Below are 20432 nucleotides of genomic sequence, written 5' to 3'. Positions count from 1 at the left end.
AAAGAAATCAGTGTAAAATGCCAATGAGCTAGCGACAAAAAGAAAATACCGCTAGCTCGTTAAAGAAACCAGAGCAAAATGCCACTGAGCTAGCGACAAATAGTAAATATCGCTAGCTCACTTCATTAAATTAAACCATTATAAAAAAACAAGTACTGACCAGCTCACCTTCTCATCACCTCACCACCATCCCCATCAATTGACATCCACCTCGCACCGACGTATAATAAACACTATTCAATAGACATAAATGAGGTGAATATATAAATGAGTTTAAGAAGTGAACGTGTTGGTCAACAAATGAAGAAAGAAATCAGTGAGATCATCAACCAAAAAATAAAAAACCCAAACGTTGGGTTTGTTACTGTAACTGAAGTAGAGGTAACGGGTGACTTATCACTAGCAACTGTATACGTTACAGTACTTGGTGAAGCGCGCGACCGTAAAAAATCTTTAGAAGCTTTAGAAAAATCAAAAGGCTTTATCAAATCAGAAATCGCACACCGTATGGATTTACGTATCGTGCCTGAATTAAAATTCCAATATGATGAGTCAATCGATTATGGTAACAAAATCGAGCGTATGTTAGCAGACTTAAATAAAGGACATTAATTAGACCAAACACACTTTTTCATGTAAACTATTCTAGAGTTTACTGAAAGGGTGTTTTTTTATGGACGGAATATTAGCAATTAACAAGCCGCGTGGTATGACAAGTCATGATGTTGTCTTTAAATTGCGCAAAATATTAAAAACTAAAAAAATAGGGCATACGGGCACGCTTGATCCAGAGGTCAATGGTGTACTACCAATTTGTGTAGGACGCGCGACACGTGTAAGTGATTATATGATGGATTCAGGTAAGACATACATCGCAGAAATCACACTCGGTACACAAACAACAACTGAAGATCAGACAGGTGAGGTTATCGCTACTAATTTAATAGAAGAAAATCAATTCTCTACTACAGAAATTGATGACGCACTAAATCAACTTATAGGTGAAATTGAACAAATACCACCGATGTTCAGTGCCGTAAAAGTGAATGGTCGAAAGCTTTATGAATATGCACGTGAGGGCAAAGTCATTGATAGACCATCACGTAAGGTTCAAATTTATAGTATCACACGTACAACTGAGCCTAAGTATCATGATGGCAAAGTGACCTTCGAAATTATCGTTCAATGTGGTAAAGGAACGTATATAAGAACACTCTCAACGCAAATTGCTGAAGTACTACAAACAGTAGGGCATATGTCTAAACTGACACGTACAGAAAGTGGTGGGTTCACGCTTGAGCAAAGCTATACGTTGGAAGCATTACAAACGATGCCACATGAGTCGATTCAGTCAATACTTCATCCGCTTGAAAAAGGTTTAACACATCTACCACATCACGAAGTAGACGAACAAACGGCACAACGCATAATGTGGGGGCAAAAGATTAAAGGCATCATACCACCACTTACAGGTGAAACGGTAATGACACATAACAATAAAGCGCTTGCCATTTACATGCCACACTCCGAATATGCCAATGTCATAAAGGCACGTAAAGTTTTTACGGATTGAGCAATACTGCAAACTTTCACCGCGAAAAATGTTACACTTAAGAAAAATAATGCAAGAGGGTACTCATATGATAACAATTGAAATGAATCAACCAATAGAATCACATTATAACCATCCTGATTTAGCACTAGCCGTTGGATTTTTCGATGGACTTCATTTAGGGCATCAAGCGGTCATTCATGAGATGATCCAAATCGCTAATCAAAAAGGATTGAATAAAGCTGTGATGACTTTTGATCCACATCCATCAGTCGTGTTAAATCCTGAGAAAAAAAGGACTGATTACTTAACACCTTTACAGGAAAAGAAAGAGATACTGGAAAAGATGGGCATCGATTATTTATTTATTGTGCCGTTTACATCAACATTCGCAAAAATGGAAGAACGTGATTTCATTCAAAACTACTTTACTTACAATAAAGTAAAACATGTGATTGCCGGTTTTGACTTTACGTATGGTAAATTCGGAAAGGGCAATATGTTAAAACTTGAATCCGACAAAGATGGTTTTGAAGTGACAGCAGTACCGAAACAAGCAATCGCAAATGATAAAATTTCTACAACGCAAATTCGTAAAGATTTAAAAACAGGTGAGATCAATCATGCGAATGCCCAACTGGGTCGCCCATATAAAATTACGGGAATAGTTGTTCAAGGAGAAAAACGCGGTCGCACTATTGGTTTCCCAACTGCAAACGTTATGCCTAATGACGACTTTGTATTACCGACACTTGGCGTTTATGCTGTTACATTAAAACGCGAATCAACAGGTAAGACGTATCAAGGTGTTTGTAATATCGGTGTGAAACCTACGTTCCATGATCCGGATAAATCTCAAGTATCAATTGAAGTAAATATTTTTGATTTTAATGATTCGATTTATGGTGAACGCGTTGAAGTGTTATGGTATGACTTTATTCGTCCAGAACAAAAGTTTGATGGTATCGATGCACTAATCAAACAAATCAATCTCGATAAACAAACGGCAATTGAAAGCTTATCAAATTTATAACTTGCATCAACAATAAAACATGTTATAATAATCAAGTACCTTTCCTTGGTATCGAGACACTCCGACTCATACTCGGGTTATGGTGTAAACTAAATTTATAGGAGGCTACTAATAATGGCTATTACTCAAGAACGTAAAAATGAAATTATCGCACAATACCGTGTACACGAAACAGACACTGGATCTCCAGAAGTACAAATCGCAGTTTTAACTGCTGAAATCAATGCTTTAAACGAGCATTTACGTACTCACAAAAAAGATCACCATTCTCGTCGTGGATTATTAAAAATGGTAGGTCGTCGTAAAAACTTATTAACTTACTTACGTGACAACGATGTTCAACGTTACCGTGAATTAATTAAATCATTAGGATTACGTCGTTAATACTAACAAAGAGAGCACAAATTGATTTGTGCTCTTTTTTTCATGCAAATTGTGACAATAAGACCACTGACGTGGTATGATTATTAATATATGTTAAGAGAGGAAGATATAAATGTCTCAAGAGAAAAAAGTATTTACTACCGAATGGGCTGGCCGTCCACTTACAATCGAAACGGGTCAACTTGCTAAACAAGCGAATGGAGCGGTGCTCGTACGTTATGGTGATACGGTTGTTTTATCAACTGCGACTGCAAGCAAAGAGCCGAGAGATGTGGATTTCTTCCCGTTAATGGTAAACTATGAAGAAAAATTATACGCTGCAGGAAAAATTCCTGGTGGCTTTAATAAACGTGAAGGTCGTCCTGGTGAAGATGCAACATTAACTTCACGATTAATTGACAGACCGATTCGCCCATTGTTTCCGAAAGGCTATCGTCATGATGTGCAAGTCATTTCGATTGTCATGAGTGTGGATCCAAACAACTCACCAGAAATGGCTGCGATGATTGGCTCATCTATGGCGCTTTCAGTATCTGACATTCCATTCGAAGGACCGATTGCAGGTGTTAACGTTGGATTAATCAATGATGAATTTATTATTAACCCGAATGTTGAACAACGCGCAGCTTCAATTTTAGATTTACAAGTGGCAGGTCACTTCGATGCTGTTAACATGGTTGAAGCGGGTGCTAAAGAAGTTACAGAAGAAAAAATGTTAGAAGCCATTATGTTTGGTCACAATGAAATTAAGAAACTCGTTGCATTCCAAAAGGAAATTATTGCTGAATTAAATCCGGAGAAAAAAGAATTTGTACCTGCAGAAACAAATACAGAAGTAGAAGAAGCAGTAACAGCTCAAGCGGAAGCATTAAACTTAGCGGCAGCCATTCAAACGCAGGAAAAACATGAACGTGAAGATAAAATTACAGCAATTAAAGTTCAAATCGTTGAAGCGTTCCAGGAGCAAGGTGAAGAAGTCATTGCGGTTGTGAATAAAACGTTTGATGCGTTAGTGAAAGCAGAAGTACGTCGTCAAATTACAGAAGATAAAGTGCGTCCAGATGGCCGTCGTCCAGATGAAATCCGTCCGTTATCCTCTGAAGTTGGTTTATTACCACGTGCGCATGGTTCAGGTCTTTTCACGCGTGGTCAAACACAAGCTTTATCTGTGGCAACTTTAGGTGCATTAGGAGAACATCAAATTATTGATGGCCTAGGCGTAGAAGAAGAAAAACGATACATGCATCATTATAACTTCCCTAACTTCTCAGTTGGCGAAACGGGTCCAGTTCGTGGTCCGGGACGTCGTGAAATTGGTCACGGTGCGTTAGGTGAGCGTGCATTATTACAAGTGATTCCTGATGAGAAGGAATTCCCATATACGATTCGTGTCGTATCTGAAGTGTTAGAATCGAACGGTTCTAGTTCTCAAGCTTCAATTTGTGGATCAACGCTTGCATTGATGGATGCAGGTGTACCGATTAAAGCACCTGTTGCAGGTATTGCGATGGGACTTGTGAAAAAAGATGAGCATTATACAATTTTATCTGACATTCAGGGGATGGAAGATGCTTTAGGAGATATGGACTTTAAAGTTGCAGGGACTGCTAAAGGAATTACTGCAATTCAAATGGATATTAAAATTGATGGTTTATCAGAGGATATTCTCCGTGAAGCACTTGAGCAGGCACGTATCGGACGTATGCACATCATGGAACATATGCTAGCGACGATTAGTGAACCAAGAACGTCACTCAGTCCATATGCACCTAAAGTCAAAATCATTCATATTAATCCTGATAAAATCAGAGATGTTATCGGACCTGGTGGTAAGAAGATTAATGAAATTATTGATGCGACAGGTGTTAAGTTAGACATCGAGCAAGATGGTACGGTATTCATTGGCTCAAGTGATGAAGCGATGATTGCTGAAGCACAACAGTTAATTGAAAATATCGTGCGTGAAGCAAAAGTTGGCGAAATTTATATGTCTACAGTGAAACGTATTGAAAAATTCGGTGCATTCGTTGAAATCTTCCCGGGTAAAGATGCTTTAGTGCATATTTCACAACTTGCGAAAGAACGTATTAATAAAGTCGAAGATGTGATCAAACTTGGCGATCAATTTTTAGTTAAAGTCACTGAAATTGATAAACAAGGTCGTGTGAATGCCTCTCGAAAAGTATTACTAGAAGAAGAAAATAAAACAGAAGAAAAATAATAGAAGTGAGACTACCGCGAAATGCGATAGTCTCACATTTTTAGAAATAGAGGGTTATATTTGGAACAAAAGATATTAGACAATCAGTTAACAGTCGTACATCATACGACGCCGATGCAAATTGTACATATTGCTATGTATGTTAAAGTCGGTACTGCAGATGAAGGGCATTTTCCGAATGGTATTGCACATTTTATTGAGCACATGGTGTTTAAAGGAACAAAGCATTATCCTTTTAAAACATTATCTGAAGCAATTGATGCAATCGGTGGAGAAGTAAACGCATATACTACAAAAACATATACATGTTATTCTATAAAAACTTTGCAACGATTTGAACAGAAAGCGATTGATATTCTTAAGGAAATGGTGTTTCATGCAACATTTGATGCGGATGAACTTGAAAAAGAACGACAAGTGATTCTGGAAGAAATTAAAATGATTGAAGATGACGATGAAGAAAATGCATTTGAACGATTTGAGTCTTTGTTGTACCAACAATCACCATATCATTCGCCGATATTAGGGACTGAAACGTCAGTCAATACGATTTCTAAGCAAGATTGTATAGATTTTTATACGCGTTATTATCATCCTGAAAATATGATTTTGTCGTATGTTGGCAATCATGTGTTTGACGTGTTCAATGCATTTAGTGAAGTTGAGCAAAAGTCACATGAAGTCACTCATCATTCTTTTTCATTAATACCTTGTCATTTAAAGCAATATAAAGCAGGACTCGAACAGGCACATGTGATATTGGCCCATCCTGCTGTAAGTTATAAAGATGACAAACACCCCGTCTTTGAAATTATCAACAGTCTGTACGGTGGTGCGATGACAAGTTTGCTATTCAGAAAATTACGCGAAGAAAAAGGATTATGTTACAGCTTGTATTCATCGATCGATAGCTATCAATCAGGCGGTGTACTATATACTTATTTTGCGACGGATGTTGAGAATGTTGCAGCGTGTCTTTCAATAATTGATGAAATTCATCATACATTAACGGAAGGTATTGACGAGCAGTTACTCAACAAAACGAAGCAATATCTCATCACAAATTTGCATATGAATCTTGATTATGATGGGGCAATATTAGAACATATGGGGAAAAGTATGTTGTTATATGATAAAATCATTAATATTGCTTCTATTGAAGCGCAAATCAATGCAGTCAGTTTAAATGATGTAAATGACGTATTACAAATATTTGCGCACACAACAGCTTCTTATCAATTGCTACCCCAATAAGTTGCAAGTTAGAAAATTCACTGTATAATAAATATGTAAACGTATACAAGGAGATGAAGTGGCATGGTATTTGATAAAATTCAAGTAAATGGAAAGGAATTCGTTGCTGATGGACGTTTTTCATTAGATGAAGAATTACTTAAAGTTTCAACAGCAAATGGCGATGTTGGTTTATTATTTAAACAAATTGAAACAACTAATGATCCTGTAGAAGTCGTATTATCTAAAGGCGATACAGATCGATATCACTCTAAAGATTTAAAATTAACGCATTATACAGTTGCTGGCGGAGATTTTAAAATGGAACTTCAGAAATAATGACAGACGAGCAGATTGTCCTGCTCGTTTTTTTTATTGTTAATTAATCTGTAAATAGCTTATAATAAAGTAGTATGAATTGATCGGGCGAAGAATTTAGGAGGAAATATTTTGGACTTAGTAAAAAAAGAAAATCAACATATAAGAATGATACCATTAGGTGGTGTCGGAGAGATTGCTAAAAACATGTACATCATTGAAGTAGATGATGAAATGTTTATGCTTGATGCAGGGTTAATGTTCCCTGAAGATGAAATGTTAGGGATTGATGTTGTTATTCCTGATATTAATTATGTCATTGAGAACAAAGAGAAGTTGAAAGGGATATTTTTAAGTCATGGACACCAGGATGCAATTGGTGCGTTACGTTACATTATTGACAGAGTAGATGCACCAATTTATGGTTCTCGTTTGACGATTGCGCTTGTGAAAGATCAAATGCGTGAAGCGAAAGTAACAAAGAAAATTAAATATTATACTGTGAATAATAATTCAATCATGCGTTTTAAAAATGCGAATGTTTCATTTTTCAGTACGACACACAGTATTCCCGATGCATTAGGAATTGTAATACATACGACACATGGTGCAGTCGTGTACACAGGAGAATTTAAGTTTGATCAAAGTATGTCTGGCGCCTATGCACCTGATATTACAAAGATGGGGCAAATCGGTAATAAAGGTGTGTTAATGCTTATCAGTGATTCGACTGAAGCAGAAAAGCCGGGTTATAATACACCTGAGAATGTTATTGAGAGTCATATTAACGATGAATTTGCAAAAGCACAAGGCCGAATTATCGTGTCTTGTTATGCTTCAAACTTTATTCGCATTCAGCAAGTATTAAATGCTGCAGCACGATTAAATCGTAAAGTTTCATTCTTAGGGAAATCTTTAGAATCATCATTTAATATTGCACGTAAATTGGGATACTTTGACATAAAAGAACAATTATTAATTCCAATTAAAGATGTTGAAAAATATCCTAAAAATGAAGTGATCATTATTTCGACAGGTTCACAAGGTGAGCCGATTGAAGGATTAGCGCAAATGGCGTTACAAAAGCATAGCATTATGAATATTGATGAAGGTGATACAGTCTTTATCACAACGACACCTTCATCAAATATGGAAGTAATATTAGGATCAACGATAAACCACCTTGTTAAAGCTGGGGCAAATGTGATCCCGACGAATAAGAAAATTCATGCTTCTGGTCATGGCTGTATGGAAGAATTGAAATTAATGTTAAATTTAATGAAACCACAGTATTTCGTACCTGTTCAAGGTGAATTTAAAATGCAGATTGCACATGCTAGACTTGCAGCTGAAGCAGGTGTGTTACCTGAACACATTTTCTTATTAGAAAAAGGGGATGTTATCAATTTCGACGGCGAGCGTATGCTTGCAAATGAAAAAGTACCTGCGGGTAATGTATTAATTGATGGCATCGGTGTCGGTGATGTCGGTAATATCGTATTACGTGATAGACGTTTATTAAGTGAGGACGGTATTTTTATCGCAGTTGTGACGCTTGATCCTAAAAATCGTCGCATCGTTGCTGGTCCTCAAATCCAGTCAAGAGGGTTCGTATATGTTCGAGAGAGCGAAGATTTAATGCGCGAAGCAGAAGAAAAAGTGCGAGAAATCGTAGAAAATGGCTTAATGCAAAACAGAATTGAATGGGCTGAAATCAAGCAGGAAATGCGCGATAAGTTAGGTAAATTCCTATATGAAAATACGAAACGTCGCCCGATGATTATTCCAGTAATTTCTGAAATTTAAACAATATAAACAAATAAACAAGCTATTATTAGCTTGTTTATTTGTTTATACAAAGTAGGTGAGAATGAATGGCTGTTAAGAAAAAAAGTACACGCAAGAAAAAGACGACGCGAAAAAAGCAAAATGAACCGTATCGTTACGTCTTAAGTATTGTAATAATTTGTTTACTCCTTTTCGGTATATTTCAATTCGGGCTGGTTGGACTCGGTATGGATAGTGCTATGACATATATTTTTGGCTCAGCACGGTTTTATGCATACATATTAATCGCTTTAGTAACACTTTACTATGCTGTCAATAAAAAATGGATACCGATGAACCGTCGCGTTAACGGTTGGTTATTGTTGCTATTTAGTACACCATCCTTTATGGAAATCATTCAGCATTTTTTAAAAGGAAAAGCCGTAATGCCAATGTTTAATCAAATTTTTGAAACACATTCACAGTCAGGGTTTCATTTTTTTGGAGGCGGCTTAATAGGTTATGCATTTGATGCTGTGTTCTCAACATTATTAAGTGTGTTTGGCGCACTATTATTATCTGTAATGATGATTGTTTTAAGTATCGTACTTATTTTAGGGCGTTCGATACGCGTGACAGCGCAACAATTTCTTTTGTATCAAATCAAGCAATCGCAAAAGTTATCTGAACGAACGAAAGCGCAATTACAGAAGCGCCAGGAACAGAAAATGACAAAAACAATAAAAGATGTATCGAATTTACCGGAAGTAACTGCAGAGGAACCTGTTCACGAGCAAATTGTTGATGATATTCCGATATTTGATGGTAATGATGTGATGCAGGATGCAATTCATGATGATGCACCTATTAAAGCACAACGTGACAATGAAGCTTTTGATGGTCAGGAAATGAATCATCAACAAACCGTCTCACATGAAATCGACCCGACGATGTCCGGGGAATCACCAACACAAAGTGATACGAGTGAATTTGAGAATAAGTATTACGAATTACCACCCATTACATTGCTTTCACCAGCAGCAGCTAAGGCAAAGTCAAATATGCAGGCTGTAAAAAAACGTGGACAGTTACTTGAGTCAACTTTAAAAAACTTTGGTGTCAATGCGAAAGTTTCTCAAATTCGAATTGGACCCGCTGTGACGCAATACGAAGTGCAACCAGCACTCGGTGTAAAAGTAAGTCGTATCGTTAATTTACATAATGATATCGCTTTAGCACTTGCAGCGAAAGATATCCGTATTGAAGCACCAATTCCGGGTAAATCTGCAGTCGGTATAGAAGTTCCAAACAGTGCCATTTCAATGGTAACATTAAGAGAAGTCATAGAAGCATCTCCTGTTGAGGAGAATAAATTGAAAGTTGTGCTGGGTAGAGATATTAGTGGTGAAGCTGTAACTGCAGAACTTGATAAAATGCCGCATTTACTTGTTGCTGGTGCTACAGGAAGTGGTAAATCTGTTTGTATTAATGGCATCATTACTAGTATATTAATGCATGCCAAACCACATGAAGTGAAACTCATGATGATTGATCCTAAAATGGTTGAATTAAATGTGTATAATGGTATTCCACATTTATTAACGCCAGTTGTAACGAATCCACAGAAAGCAGCGCAAGCTTTACAAAAGATTGTAGGTGAAATGGAACGTCGTTACGATTTATTTAGTCATACCGGTACAAGAAATATTAAAGGCTATAACAATTATTTAAAACGCCAAAATGAGGAGCTGGGTGAGAAAAATGCAGAACTTCCTTACATTGTCGTAATCGTTGATGAACTTGCAGATTTAATGATGGTAGCGAGTAAAGATGTTGAAGCAGCGATTATGCGTCTCGCTCAAATGGCACGAGCAGCAGGGATACATTTAATTATCGCAACACAACGTCCATCCGTTGACGTCATTACGGGTTTAATTAAAGCAAATATCCCTTCCCGAATTGCTTTTAGTGTGAGTTCAGCAGTTGATTCAAGAACGATATTAGATATGCAAGGCGCAGAAAAGCTATTGGGTAAAGGGGATATGTTATATTTACCTTACGGGGAATCGAAACCGAAACGTATTCAAGGTGCATTTCTGTCAGATAAAGAAGTGGAAGATGTCGTACAATTTGTATGTAAACAACAGTCTGCAAATTATATCAAATCTTTAGAACCGACAGAAAATTCGACACAACAAGGTGCATCAGAAGATGATTTATATAGTGAAGCATATCAATTTGTCGTAGAAAAACAGAAAGCATCGGCGAGTTTACTTCAAAGGCAGTTTAGAATCGGTTATAACCGTGCGGCGAGATTAATTGATGAATTAGAAGCAAATGGAGTGATTGGACCAAGCACTGGGAGTAAACCGAGAAGCGTATTAATTGAAAACAACGCAGAAATTGAATGAGGTGTAATAAGTGTCAATTAATAAAGAAGTTGTATTAATAAAAGATTGGATTTTACAGCAAATTACAGAAGGTGCTTTTGCTAAACATCAACCATTGCCATCGCAATATGAAATTTCACGACTATTAAATAAGTCACGTGATGATATTGAACTTGCATTTCATGAATTAGTAACAGAACAAATTATTTCTGAGCATTTTCAGGAGGGTTATCTTATTAAATCTAAACCCAATTTTCTTTATCCAATTGATGAGTTGAAAAGTATTACAAGTATGATAGAACAAGGTGGACAAGTGGCCGGAACAATGATGATCAGTCATGATATAGAACAACCTTCTATCGATGATAAACGTGTAATGAATATTCAAGATGATCGCGATATCACAGTTATAGAACGTATTCGTACAGCAAACGATGAACCGATTGTGTATTGCCTGGATAAGGTTGATGCAGCACCATTAGTCGGTAGCCAGCATATTTTAAGACAGTCATTATTAGAGATTATGGATCAAACGGAGCGCTTAAAAGTTGAATATGCCGAAAGCGAAATAGAATCTATCGGTTATGAACCTTACATTTCGAATGCGCTACAATGTTCTCCAGAAGAAAGCTTACTATTATTCAAGCAAATACATTATAATGTGCATGATGAGCCGATATTATATTCAATGAATTATTTTAAATCGAGTCAAGTGCGTTTCGTTATTAAACGAACAAAAAAAAGATAGGAGTATTATATGACAGTACATTTATTAAATACTGATAAATTTAAAACCGTTTCGATTGTGGTGAAATTTAAAGCACCTTTAAATCGGCATACGATGAGTGAACGTGCATTATTATCAAAATTAATCCAGAAGACATCCGCAAAATATCCAGATGATCAATCTATGATGAATCATTTAGCGCATCTTTATGGAGCACATTTATATAGCCATGTCATCAAACAAAATAATGCCCACATCTTAACAGTAGGGATAGATATTATCAATGATAAATTTTTAGATAAAGAAGACTTATTAGAGAAAGCATTTCAGCTTTTAAATGAAGTGATATTTTCACCGAATATAGAAAATGATGCATTTAAACATGAGTTAATCGCAATAGAGCAGCACTTGTTTAGAAACAAATACGAAGCGATCAAAGAGAATCTAGGTCAATATGGTTTTTATCAGTTATTGAAGGCAATGTTTCAGGATGAAGCGATGCAATTGCCTGGTTTCGGAGATATTGATCATCTTGAAACCATTTCTGGTGAAGCAATTTTTCAGTGCTATCAAGACATGTTAAATAACGATGAAATTCAATTATATGTTGTTGGTGATGTCGATGAATTAAGGATTAATCGATTAACAGCACAATATTTAAATTTTTCAAATAATATGATAAATTTACAACCTACTGCTTTAAAGACGATTGAAGCAACACAAATAATCATTGAGCAAATAGATACACAGCAAGCACGCATTAATATGGGCTACCAGTTTAAAGTTACGCATCCTGAGCAAAGTTATTTTGCATTTATCGTACTTAATCAAATCTTTGGTGGCGACCCATCAAGTTTATTATTTACCAATGTGCGTGAAAAACTGAGTTTAGCTTATCAAATTCATAGTCAGATTGATGCACGCAGTGGTATGTTGTATGTGTTGTCAGGTGTCAATCTAGATAAACGCGAACAGGCAATCGATACAATTCAAGCAGAATTTGAGCAATTAAAAAATGGCACATTTGATGACCAATTATTACAAACCGCTAAACGCATGTTGATTAATCAAAAGAAAGAATCGTTAGATCGACCGAAAGGGTTTATTGAAGTTGAGTTTTCAAATACTTTTGGCGAATACGTAAGTGAAGCAATGTGGATTGAGGGCATTCAATCCGTTACGAAAGAAGATGTTATTCAAGTCGCTCAGACGGGTATTTTACATACTGTGTATTGTTTAACAAGTGAGGGAGAAGCATGAAACAAACATATTACGATGCAATAGATGAAACACTGTACGAAACAGATTTAAACAATGGTATGAAGCTGTTTATCATTCCGAAAAAGGGATTCCAGAAGTCATATGTTACGATGACAGCAAAATATGGTGCGATACATAATGATTTTGTGACAAAAGAAGGTAAAGTCGTACATATGCCAAAGGGCATTGCGCATTTTCTTGAACATAAAATGTTTGAAAAAGAAACAGGTGATATGTTTAATGCATTCTCTAAATATGGCAGCTCAGCAAATGCCTTTACGTCATATGACCGAACGAGCTATATGTTCACTACGGTTGAAGCACTTCAAGAGAATATTAAGTTATTAGTTGATATGTTGCAAAATCCTTATTTTACTAAGGAAAGTGTAGAAAAAGAAGTCGGTATTATCGCTGAAGAGATAAAAATGTATCAGGATCAACCCAATTATCGTTTATATTACCAAACTTTAAAAGCAATGTATCATGCACATCCAGTACGTGTGGATATCGCAGGTACGATTGAAAGTATTAATGAAATAACGCATGATACTTTATACGAATGCTATCATACATTTTATCATCCACATAATATGGTAATGTTTATCGTGGGGAATGTTGATCCTATTGAAATTACAGAATATATCAATGGGTTAACCAAACCTTTTGGTACATTCAATGAAGTGGAAATGTTACCATTTGAAGAACCAGAAAAGGTGTATTTACCGAAAATTGAATCATTTGATAATGTTCAGATGGACAAATTAATGTTAGGCATTAAAACGAATAATTATTTAAATAGTACACATTTAATTGAAACAGAATTAAAAATGCTTTTTGCGATGGATATATTATTTGGAGAACAAACTGACTTTTATCAATCTTTATTAAAAGATCATTTGATTGATGACTCATTCGGCTTTAACTTTACGATTGAGCCTACTTTTTCACATATGTTTATCGCTGGTGCATCTTCTAATGTTGATACATTAAAAGAACGTTTAATCAGTCAATTATATAATTATGACGCATTAAACGACCAGGAAATGTTTGATTTAATTGTACGTCAAACAATTGGTGAGTATGTTTCAAGTATGAATAGCCCGGAATATATTGCAAATCAATTTACTCGCTATTATTTCAATAATGCAATCTTATTCGATATATTACCATTACTTGAGCATTTGACATTAAAAGATTGCATCGATACTTATCGCACTACGATGGAGCAAGCGCACATCACTGATAGTCGCATTGTGAAAAAACATGGGTAAGTATATTGTAATTGGTGCGAGTGGTGATATTGGTAAGCAAATTACATGGGATTTATTAAATGCAGGGCATGAAGTTATTGCGCATTATTATTCTGCTAATAAAAGTGCATTACAACAAGAATTTCTAAATCAATCCGTTACTTTTATTCAGTTTGATTTAAGTCAGCCGATTGAATGTTCTCCGTTTGAACCATGGATGACGAGTCACTTAAATGGATTAATATATGCTGCAGGGACATCCTACTTTGCACCTTTAACTGACATTACGCAAAATGCAATGGAAAAGCAATTCAATATGCACTTCTCAAATCTTGTGAAAATTACACAATTTGTACAAGGTGGATTATTGCAAAATGCACATGGCAGAATCGTTGTAATTAGTTCGATATGGGGAGAGACAGGTAGTGCTACTGAATCAATATATAGTGGAATGAAGGCAGCACAAATTGGATTTATACAATCTATCGCTAAAGAATTTTCAATGACTTCTATCACTGCAAATGTTGTTACGCCAGGGATCGTTAATGGTAAAATGACATTACAACTCAATGAAGATGACATCCAGCAAATTGTTGCTCAACTTCCGCAACAAAGACTAATATTACCGAAAGAAGTGAGTCGTGCTGTGTTGTATTTACTGGATGATTTATCACAATCTGTCACTGGTACTGTTCTTCGTGTGAACGGTGGCTGGTATATTTAGGGGGGGAAGCTATGTCGACAATTGAACGAACGAAAGAATGGTATCTGGAATATGAAATTAAAATTAATCGAGCAGGACTACTTGGTGATGTCTCTAGCTTATTAGGTGTATTAGGTATCAGTATTATTACCATTAACGGTGTAGATCAAGGTGTTCGCGGTCTGTTAATTAAAACAGATGATTTAGATAAAGTTCTACGTTTTGAAAATATTATTTCCCAATTAGAAGATATAGAAATTATTAAATTGCGTGAACCTTTACTACAAGACAGACTGGCGGTGCGTCACGGGCAACATATTGAACGTGCGGCAGATAACAAACATGTATTCAAATTTATTCGGAAAGACTTAGGGATTCTCGTTGATTTAATGGCTGAATTATTTAAACAAGAAGGGAATCAGGTGATTGGCGTCCGTGGTATGCCGCGTGTCGGTAAGACAGAATCGGTCGTTGCAGCAAGTGTTTGTGCCCATAAAAAGTGGCTATTTATTTCGTCTACAATGATTAAACAAACCGTGAGAAATACTTTATATAAAGGTGAATATGACAACAATCATATATTTATCATTGATGGCGCTCTGACGATTAAACAAAACGCAGAACATTTAAATTTAGTGCGAGAAGTGATGGCTTTACCAACAACTAAAGTTATTGAGCATCCAGATTTGTTTGTTCAAAAAACAGACTATACTTTAGATGATTTTGATTATATTATTGAATTAAGAGAGACAGAAAATCAGGAAATTACATACGAACAAATATCACATAACAATTTATTTGATAATGATGAATTTGCGTTCTTTTAAGCCATAAAGGAGGCACTTATGAAATTAATTGGACAGAAATTACGTTCAAAAAGAGAATCCCTTGGAATGACATTGATTGACTTGGAGAAAAAAGTAAAAATACAAAAAAAGTATATTGAAATGATTGAAAACAACGCGTTTGATAGATTACCGAATCCTGATTATGCAAGAGGATTTATAGAAAAATATGCGAAAGCGGTTAATGTAGACGCCGTGCAATTAATTAAAGCGCATGAAAATGAGTTGCCCGAGAAAAAGATGAGCGCTAAAGAGGCGAGTCATCAAATTAAAAGTACAGCGCATGTCATTAATAATGATAAAAGTGTTCAGAAGTTATTGTTAGGATTAGCAGGCATTATAGGTGCACTTTTTGTAATCTGGCTTATTTGTACGCATTTACTGTTTACGAATAAAGAAAGTGCATGGCAGGCTGAAAATATTAATAAAAGTAGAAATGTAAGTGTTGAGCAAAAGACAGTGGAAAAACCGACGCCTTCTAAAACGGCAAACGAAGGCAATTCGAAAAGTAAAACAAAAACACCTGCAAAAGTGGAAGACCCTTTAAAAGTGACATATAAGAACTTCGATGGGGCGAATTTAGCTTATGAAATTTCATCAAAAGAGCAAATTACGGTTAAGATTGACTCTAAAATACCGACCTGGGTACAAATTTATGATGATAATAAGAAAAATTATGCATACAAAGAGATGAAATCTGAAACGATGAAAATTGATAAAGATGCCAAAACAATTTCTTTAATTTCCGGGAATTCTACCTCTTTAGATGTGTATATTAACGGAAAGAAAGTAATCGTACCGAAAGAAGCAGAAAATTTAATTACAAGAACATATTACTTTAAAATCATAAAATAATTTTTTTAATGAATAATTGAAAAGGAAGTAAAACATAATGAATATACCAAATCAAATTACTGTAGCAAGAGTACTACTTATCCCGGTATTTTTAATCTTTTTACTCGCGGATTTCAATATGGGACAAATTTCATTTCTGGGCAGTGATACGATGCGTATTGAGCAACTCATTGCTGCCTCGATATTTATCTTTGCCTCTTTAACAGACTGGATTGATGGTTACTTAGCACGTAAATGGCAGCTGGTGACGAATATGGGGAAATTTTTAGATCCATTAGCAGACAAACTCCTTGTATCGAGTGGTCTGATTGCTCTCGTTGAATTAGGTTTAATCCCTTCATGGATGGCAATTATCATCATAGCAAGAGAATTTGCAGTCACAGGATTACGTTTATTACAAATTGAACAAGGGTTTGTATCTGCAGCCGGGCAATTAGGAAAGATTAAAACAGCTGTAACAATGGTTGCGATGACATTGTTACTATTAAATGAACCATTTCAACAATGGACTGGCTTTAAATCAGGGTATGTGTTAATGTATGTTGCTGTATTCTTTACTATATTATCAGGTATTGAGTATTTTTATCATGGGCGTAACGTATTTAAAAATTCAAAATAGCGTATGATTAAATTGCAAATAATGTATAGATATATCGTGACCTGAATATGTAGACTTTTAAACAAGGTGTATGCCTTGTTTTTTTTGTTCCCCTATTTTCAGGAAAATATCGAAAAATACAAACATGCGTTCGCTTTTTACTTGCTAATTTTTATGTTTAACAGTATAGTTATATTTGTAGTGAGTAATGAGATGAAATTCATCAAAAGCGGGAATACAATAAGCATATATCATTCAGCAATGATTAATGTGAAGTTATGTTTATTATTACTTGACTGAGAAATTATAAAACCGTTTAACTATCAACGTATAATATAGGAGGACTTAGCAATTATGAGCGAACGTCAAAAAGCATTAGATACAGTTATTAAAAATATGGAAAAATCATTTGGTAAAGGTGCGGTAATGAAGCTTGGTGAAAACACTGCGCATAACGTTTCAGCAGTATCATCAGGGTCTATTACATTAGATAATGCACTCGGTATAGGTGGATATCCTAAAGGCCGTATTATTGAAATATATGGTCCGGAAAGTTCAGGTAAAACTACAGTGGCATTACATGCAATCGCTGAAGTTCAAAAACAAGGTGGAATTGCTGCATTTATTGATGCTGAGCATGCATTAGATCCTGTTTATGCACAAAAATTAGGTGTAGATATCGATAATTTATATTTATCACAGCCCGATCATGGTGAGCAAGGTCTAGAAATTGCTGAAGCATTTGTAAGAAGTGGGGCAGTTGATATCATTGTTGTTGACTCAGTTGCCGCATTAACACCGAAAGCTGAAATAGAAGGTGAAATGGGAGATTCGCATATGGGTCTTCAAGCGCGTTTAATGTCCCAGGCATTACGTAAATTATCAGGTGCAGTATCGAAATCAAATACGATTGCAATATTCATTAACCAAGTACGTGAAAAGATTGGTGTAATGTTTGGTAATCCTGAAACTACACCAGGGGGCCGTGCATTGAAATTCTATTCTTCTGTTCGTCTGGAAGTCCGTCGAGCAGAGCAATTGAAACAAGGTCAGGATATTGTCGGTAACCGTACGAAGATTAAGATTGTTAAGAATAAAGTAGCGCCACCATTTAAAGTGGCAGAAGTTGACATTATGTACGGTCAAGGTATTTCACGTGAAGGTGAAATGGTTGATTTAGGTGCAGAATATGAAGTTTTACAAAAATCAGGCGCTTGGTATTCATATGAAGGCGAACGCATTGGACAAGGTCGCGAAAATATTAAAACATATTTACGTGAGAACCCTGAAATTCGTGACGAAATTGATATGAAGATTCGTAAAGCGATGGGCATTGGGGAAGACAAAGATGCTCCGAAAACTGAAGTACCTGAAGCACCACCAGCAGATGATTTATTTGATGATGAATTAGTATAATAGGGAAAGCCGAATAATATGCCGTCTTGTTTACGGACAATTATTCGGCTTTTTGTAATTTTCCAACTAATTGTTACATATACGTTATTTTATTTTCTACGCACCTTGACATGCTTGACTTATTAAACGTACAATTAATTTGTATATGAAATAAATAAATCATTTATTTCTATACGATAAATTGAGATTGACTAGATGAAAAAAAGCAAATAAGGAGGTGTTTATGTTATGCTATTAAACCTCTTATTCATTTTGCTTGGAATAATTCTAGGTGTTGGTGTAGGGTACATATTGGCGAAGAATAGCTTAACTAACCAGCAAATGCAAGCCAGAACTACAGCTGAGCATATCATTAGTGAAGCAAACAAAGAAGCTGAAAGTCTTAAAAAGGAAAAATTACTTGAAGCAAAAGAAGAAAATCAAGTAAGAAGTGATCGTTTAGAGGCAGAGTTCAAAGAGCGACGTTCAGACCTTGCAAGACAAGAAGCAAGACTACTTCAAAAAGAAGAAAACTTAGATCGTAAAAGTGAACTTTTAGATAAAAAGGATGAACTTTTAGAACAAAAAGAATCTAAAATTGAAGAAAAACAACAACATGTAGATGCGTTAGAGCAAAGTGTGCAAGATATTATAGTGAAACATGAACAAGAGTTAACACGCATCTCCGGACTGACGCAAGAAGAAGCGAAACAGGAAATTATTGATCAAGTTGAAGAAGAGTTAACACATGATATTGCAGTCATGGTTAAAGAAAAAGAGCAAGAGGCGAAAGCGCAAGTTGATAAGAAGGCGAAAATGGTCCTTGCAACGACAGTACAACGCTTAGCTGCTGAACATACTTCAGAATCAACAGTATCAGTGATTAATCTTCCTAATGATGAAATGAAAGGTAGAATAATCGGTCGTGAAGGTCGAAATATTCGTACGCTTGAAACGTTAACAGGTATTGACTTAATTATTGATGATACACCTGAAGCGGTTATTTTATCTGGTTTTGATCCAATTCGACGTGAAATTGCGAAGACAGCATTGGAAGCTTTAGTATCTGACGGACGCATTCACCCTGGACGTATTGAAGAAATGGTTGAAAAAGCACGTAAATCTGTGGATGAAATTATTCGTGAAGCAGGTGAAGCAGCGACATTTGAATTGGGTATTCATAACTTACATCCAGATTTAGTGAAGATTTTAGGCCGTATGAAGTTCCGTACAAGTTACGGACAGAATGTATTAAAGCATTCCATTGAAGTGGCACATCTTTCAGGGATGCTTGCAGCTGAACTTGGTGAAGATGTTACATTAGCAAAACGCGCAGGATTATTACATGATATTGGTAAAGCGATTGACCATGAAGTAGAAGGGTCACACGTTGAAATTGGTGTTGATTTAGCGAAGAAATATCGTGAACATGCAACAGTAATTAATGCGATTCATTCACATCATGGCGATATCGAACCGAATAGCGTCATTTCTGTACTCGTTGCAGCGGCAGATGCTTTAAGTGCAGCGAGACCTGGTGCAAGACGTGAGACATTAGAAAATTATGTAAGACGTCTTGAACGATTGGAAGAGATTTCTGAAAGTTATGATGGCGTTGAAAAATCATTTGCAATTCAAGCAGGGCGTGAGATTAGAATTATCGTATCCCCTGAAGATGTGGATGATTTAAAAGCACATCGTATCGCTAGAGATATCAAAAATCAAATTGAAGAAGAATTACAATATCCTGGTCACATTAAAGTGACAGTCGTCAGAGAAATGCGTGCAATAGAATACGCGAAATAATAGAAGTAACCCTAACAACTCTTAGAGCCATAAGGCTTTGGGGGTTGTTTTTTAATTACATTACAATTAAAAGGGAATACATTGGGCATATTATG

18 protein-coding genes are annotated in these 20432 nt (G+C 35.8%); all 18 read left to right on the top strand.

The window, feature by feature from the left end; translation table 11 throughout:
- The first annotated feature begins 267 nt into the window (after positions 1-267).
- The 18 genes from rbfA (at position 268) to rny (ending at position 20337) form a co-directional block, all read left to right on the top strand.
- Positions 268-612: a 30S ribosome-binding factor RbfA gene (gene rbfA, locus OCL94_RS02010; protein ID WP_262994037.1), complete on the top strand. Its 345-nt coding sequence runs from the start codon at positions 268-270 to the stop codon at positions 610-612.
- Between the two features lie 61 nt (positions 613-673).
- Entirely contained in the window at positions 674-1573 is a 900-nt protein-coding gene (truB, locus tag OCL94_RS02005; protein ID WP_262994035.1) for a tRNA pseudouridine(55) synthase TruB, read from the top strand.
- Positions 1574-1640: 67 nt separating this feature from the next.
- Positions 1641-2585 (top strand): bifunctional riboflavin kinase/FAD synthetase, encoded by a 945-nt coding sequence (locus tag OCL94_RS02000; protein WP_262994033.1) that lies wholly within the window; start codon positions 1641-1643, stop codon positions 2583-2585.
- Positions 2586-2699: 114 nt separating this feature from the next.
- Complete coding sequence (gene rpsO / locus OCL94_RS01995; protein WP_262994030.1) at positions 2700-2969, top strand: 30S ribosomal protein S15; 270 nt, start codon at positions 2700-2702, stop codon at positions 2967-2969.
- Between the two features lie 112 nt (positions 2970-3081).
- The gene (gene pnp / locus OCL94_RS01990; RefSeq protein ID WP_262994028.1) at positions 3082-5190 is read left to right on the top strand and encodes a polyribonucleotide nucleotidyltransferase; all 2109 of its coding nucleotides are present in this window, start codon (positions 3082-3084) and stop codon (positions 5188-5190) included.
- Positions 5191-5250: 60 nt separating this feature from the next.
- Positions 5251-6444: a M16 family metallopeptidase gene (locus tag OCL94_RS01985; RefSeq protein WP_262994026.1), complete on the top strand. Its 1194-nt coding sequence runs from the start codon at positions 5251-5253 to the stop codon at positions 6442-6444.
- A gap of 63 nt (positions 6445-6507) precedes the next feature.
- Positions 6508-6762, top strand: a complete 255-nt coding sequence (locus OCL94_RS01980; protein WP_262994024.1) for a hypothetical protein — start codon at positions 6508-6510, stop codon at positions 6760-6762.
- A gap of 111 nt (positions 6763-6873) precedes the next feature.
- Entirely contained in the window at positions 6874-8547 is a 1674-nt protein-coding gene (rnjB, locus tag OCL94_RS01975) for a ribonuclease J2 (RefSeq protein WP_262994022.1), read from the top strand.
- 68 nt (positions 8548-8615) lie between these two features.
- Positions 8616-10919, top strand: coding sequence for an FtsK/SpoIIIE family DNA translocase (locus tag OCL94_RS01970; RefSeq protein WP_262994019.1), 2304 nt, complete (start codon positions 8616-8618; stop codon positions 10917-10919).
- Between the two features lie 10 nt (positions 10920-10929).
- A complete protein-coding gene (locus tag OCL94_RS01965) occupies positions 10930-11646 on the top strand; it encodes a GntR family transcriptional regulator (protein WP_262994017.1) in 717 nt (238 codons plus the stop codon).
- 9 nt (positions 11647-11655) lie between these two features.
- Complete coding sequence (gene yfmF, locus OCL94_RS01960; RefSeq protein WP_262994015.1) at positions 11656-12885, top strand: EF-P 5-aminopentanol modification-associated protein YfmF; 1230 nt, start codon at positions 11656-11658, stop codon at positions 12883-12885.
- The gene (yfmH, locus tag OCL94_RS01955; RefSeq protein ID WP_262994013.1) at positions 12882-14156 is read left to right on the top strand and encodes an EF-P 5-aminopentanol modification-associated protein YfmH; all 1275 of its coding nucleotides are present in this window, start codon (positions 12882-12884) and stop codon (positions 14154-14156) included. Before yfmF ends, yfmH begins: the two co-directional genes overlap by 4 nt.
- Positions 14149-14859, top strand: coding sequence for an elongation factor P 5-aminopentanone reductase (gene ymfI / locus OCL94_RS01950; protein ID WP_262994011.1), 711 nt, complete (start codon positions 14149-14151; stop codon positions 14857-14859). Before yfmH ends, ymfI begins: the two co-directional genes overlap by 8 nt.
- Before the next feature lie 11 nt (positions 14860-14870).
- On the top strand, positions 14871-15665 hold the full coding sequence (locus OCL94_RS01945; protein ID WP_262994009.1) for a DUF3388 domain-containing protein: 795 nt from the start codon (positions 14871-14873) through the stop codon (positions 15663-15665).
- 18 nt (positions 15666-15683) lie between these two features.
- Positions 15684-16538, top strand: coding sequence for a helix-turn-helix domain-containing protein (locus OCL94_RS01940; RefSeq protein ID WP_262994007.1), 855 nt, complete (start codon positions 15684-15686; stop codon positions 16536-16538).
- Positions 16539-16575: 37 nt separating this feature from the next.
- On the top strand, positions 16576-17157 hold the full coding sequence (gene pgsA / locus OCL94_RS01935; protein ID WP_262994005.1) for a CDP-diacylglycerol--glycerol-3-phosphate 3-phosphatidyltransferase: 582 nt from the start codon (positions 16576-16578) through the stop codon (positions 17155-17157).
- A 330-nt stretch (positions 17158-17487) separates the two neighbouring features.
- Positions 17488-18552: a recombinase RecA gene (recA, locus tag OCL94_RS01930; RefSeq protein ID WP_262994360.1), complete on the top strand. Its 1065-nt coding sequence runs from the start codon at positions 17488-17490 to the stop codon at positions 18550-18552.
- 228 nt (positions 18553-18780) lie between these two features.
- Positions 18781-20337 carry a ribonuclease Y gene (gene rny, locus OCL94_RS01925; protein WP_262994003.1) on the top strand — a complete coding sequence of 519 codons (1557 nt, stop codon included), beginning with the start codon at positions 18781-18783 and terminating at the stop codon, positions 20335-20337.
- Positions 20338-20432: the final 95 nt, after the last annotated feature.

It is taken from the genome of Macrococcus capreoli (genome assembly GCF_025628935.1).
GTDB lineage: Bacteria > Bacillota > Bacilli > Staphylococcales > Staphylococcaceae > Macrococcoides > Macrococcoides capreoli.
This window is presented reverse-complemented; position numbering and strand designations above follow the sequence as displayed.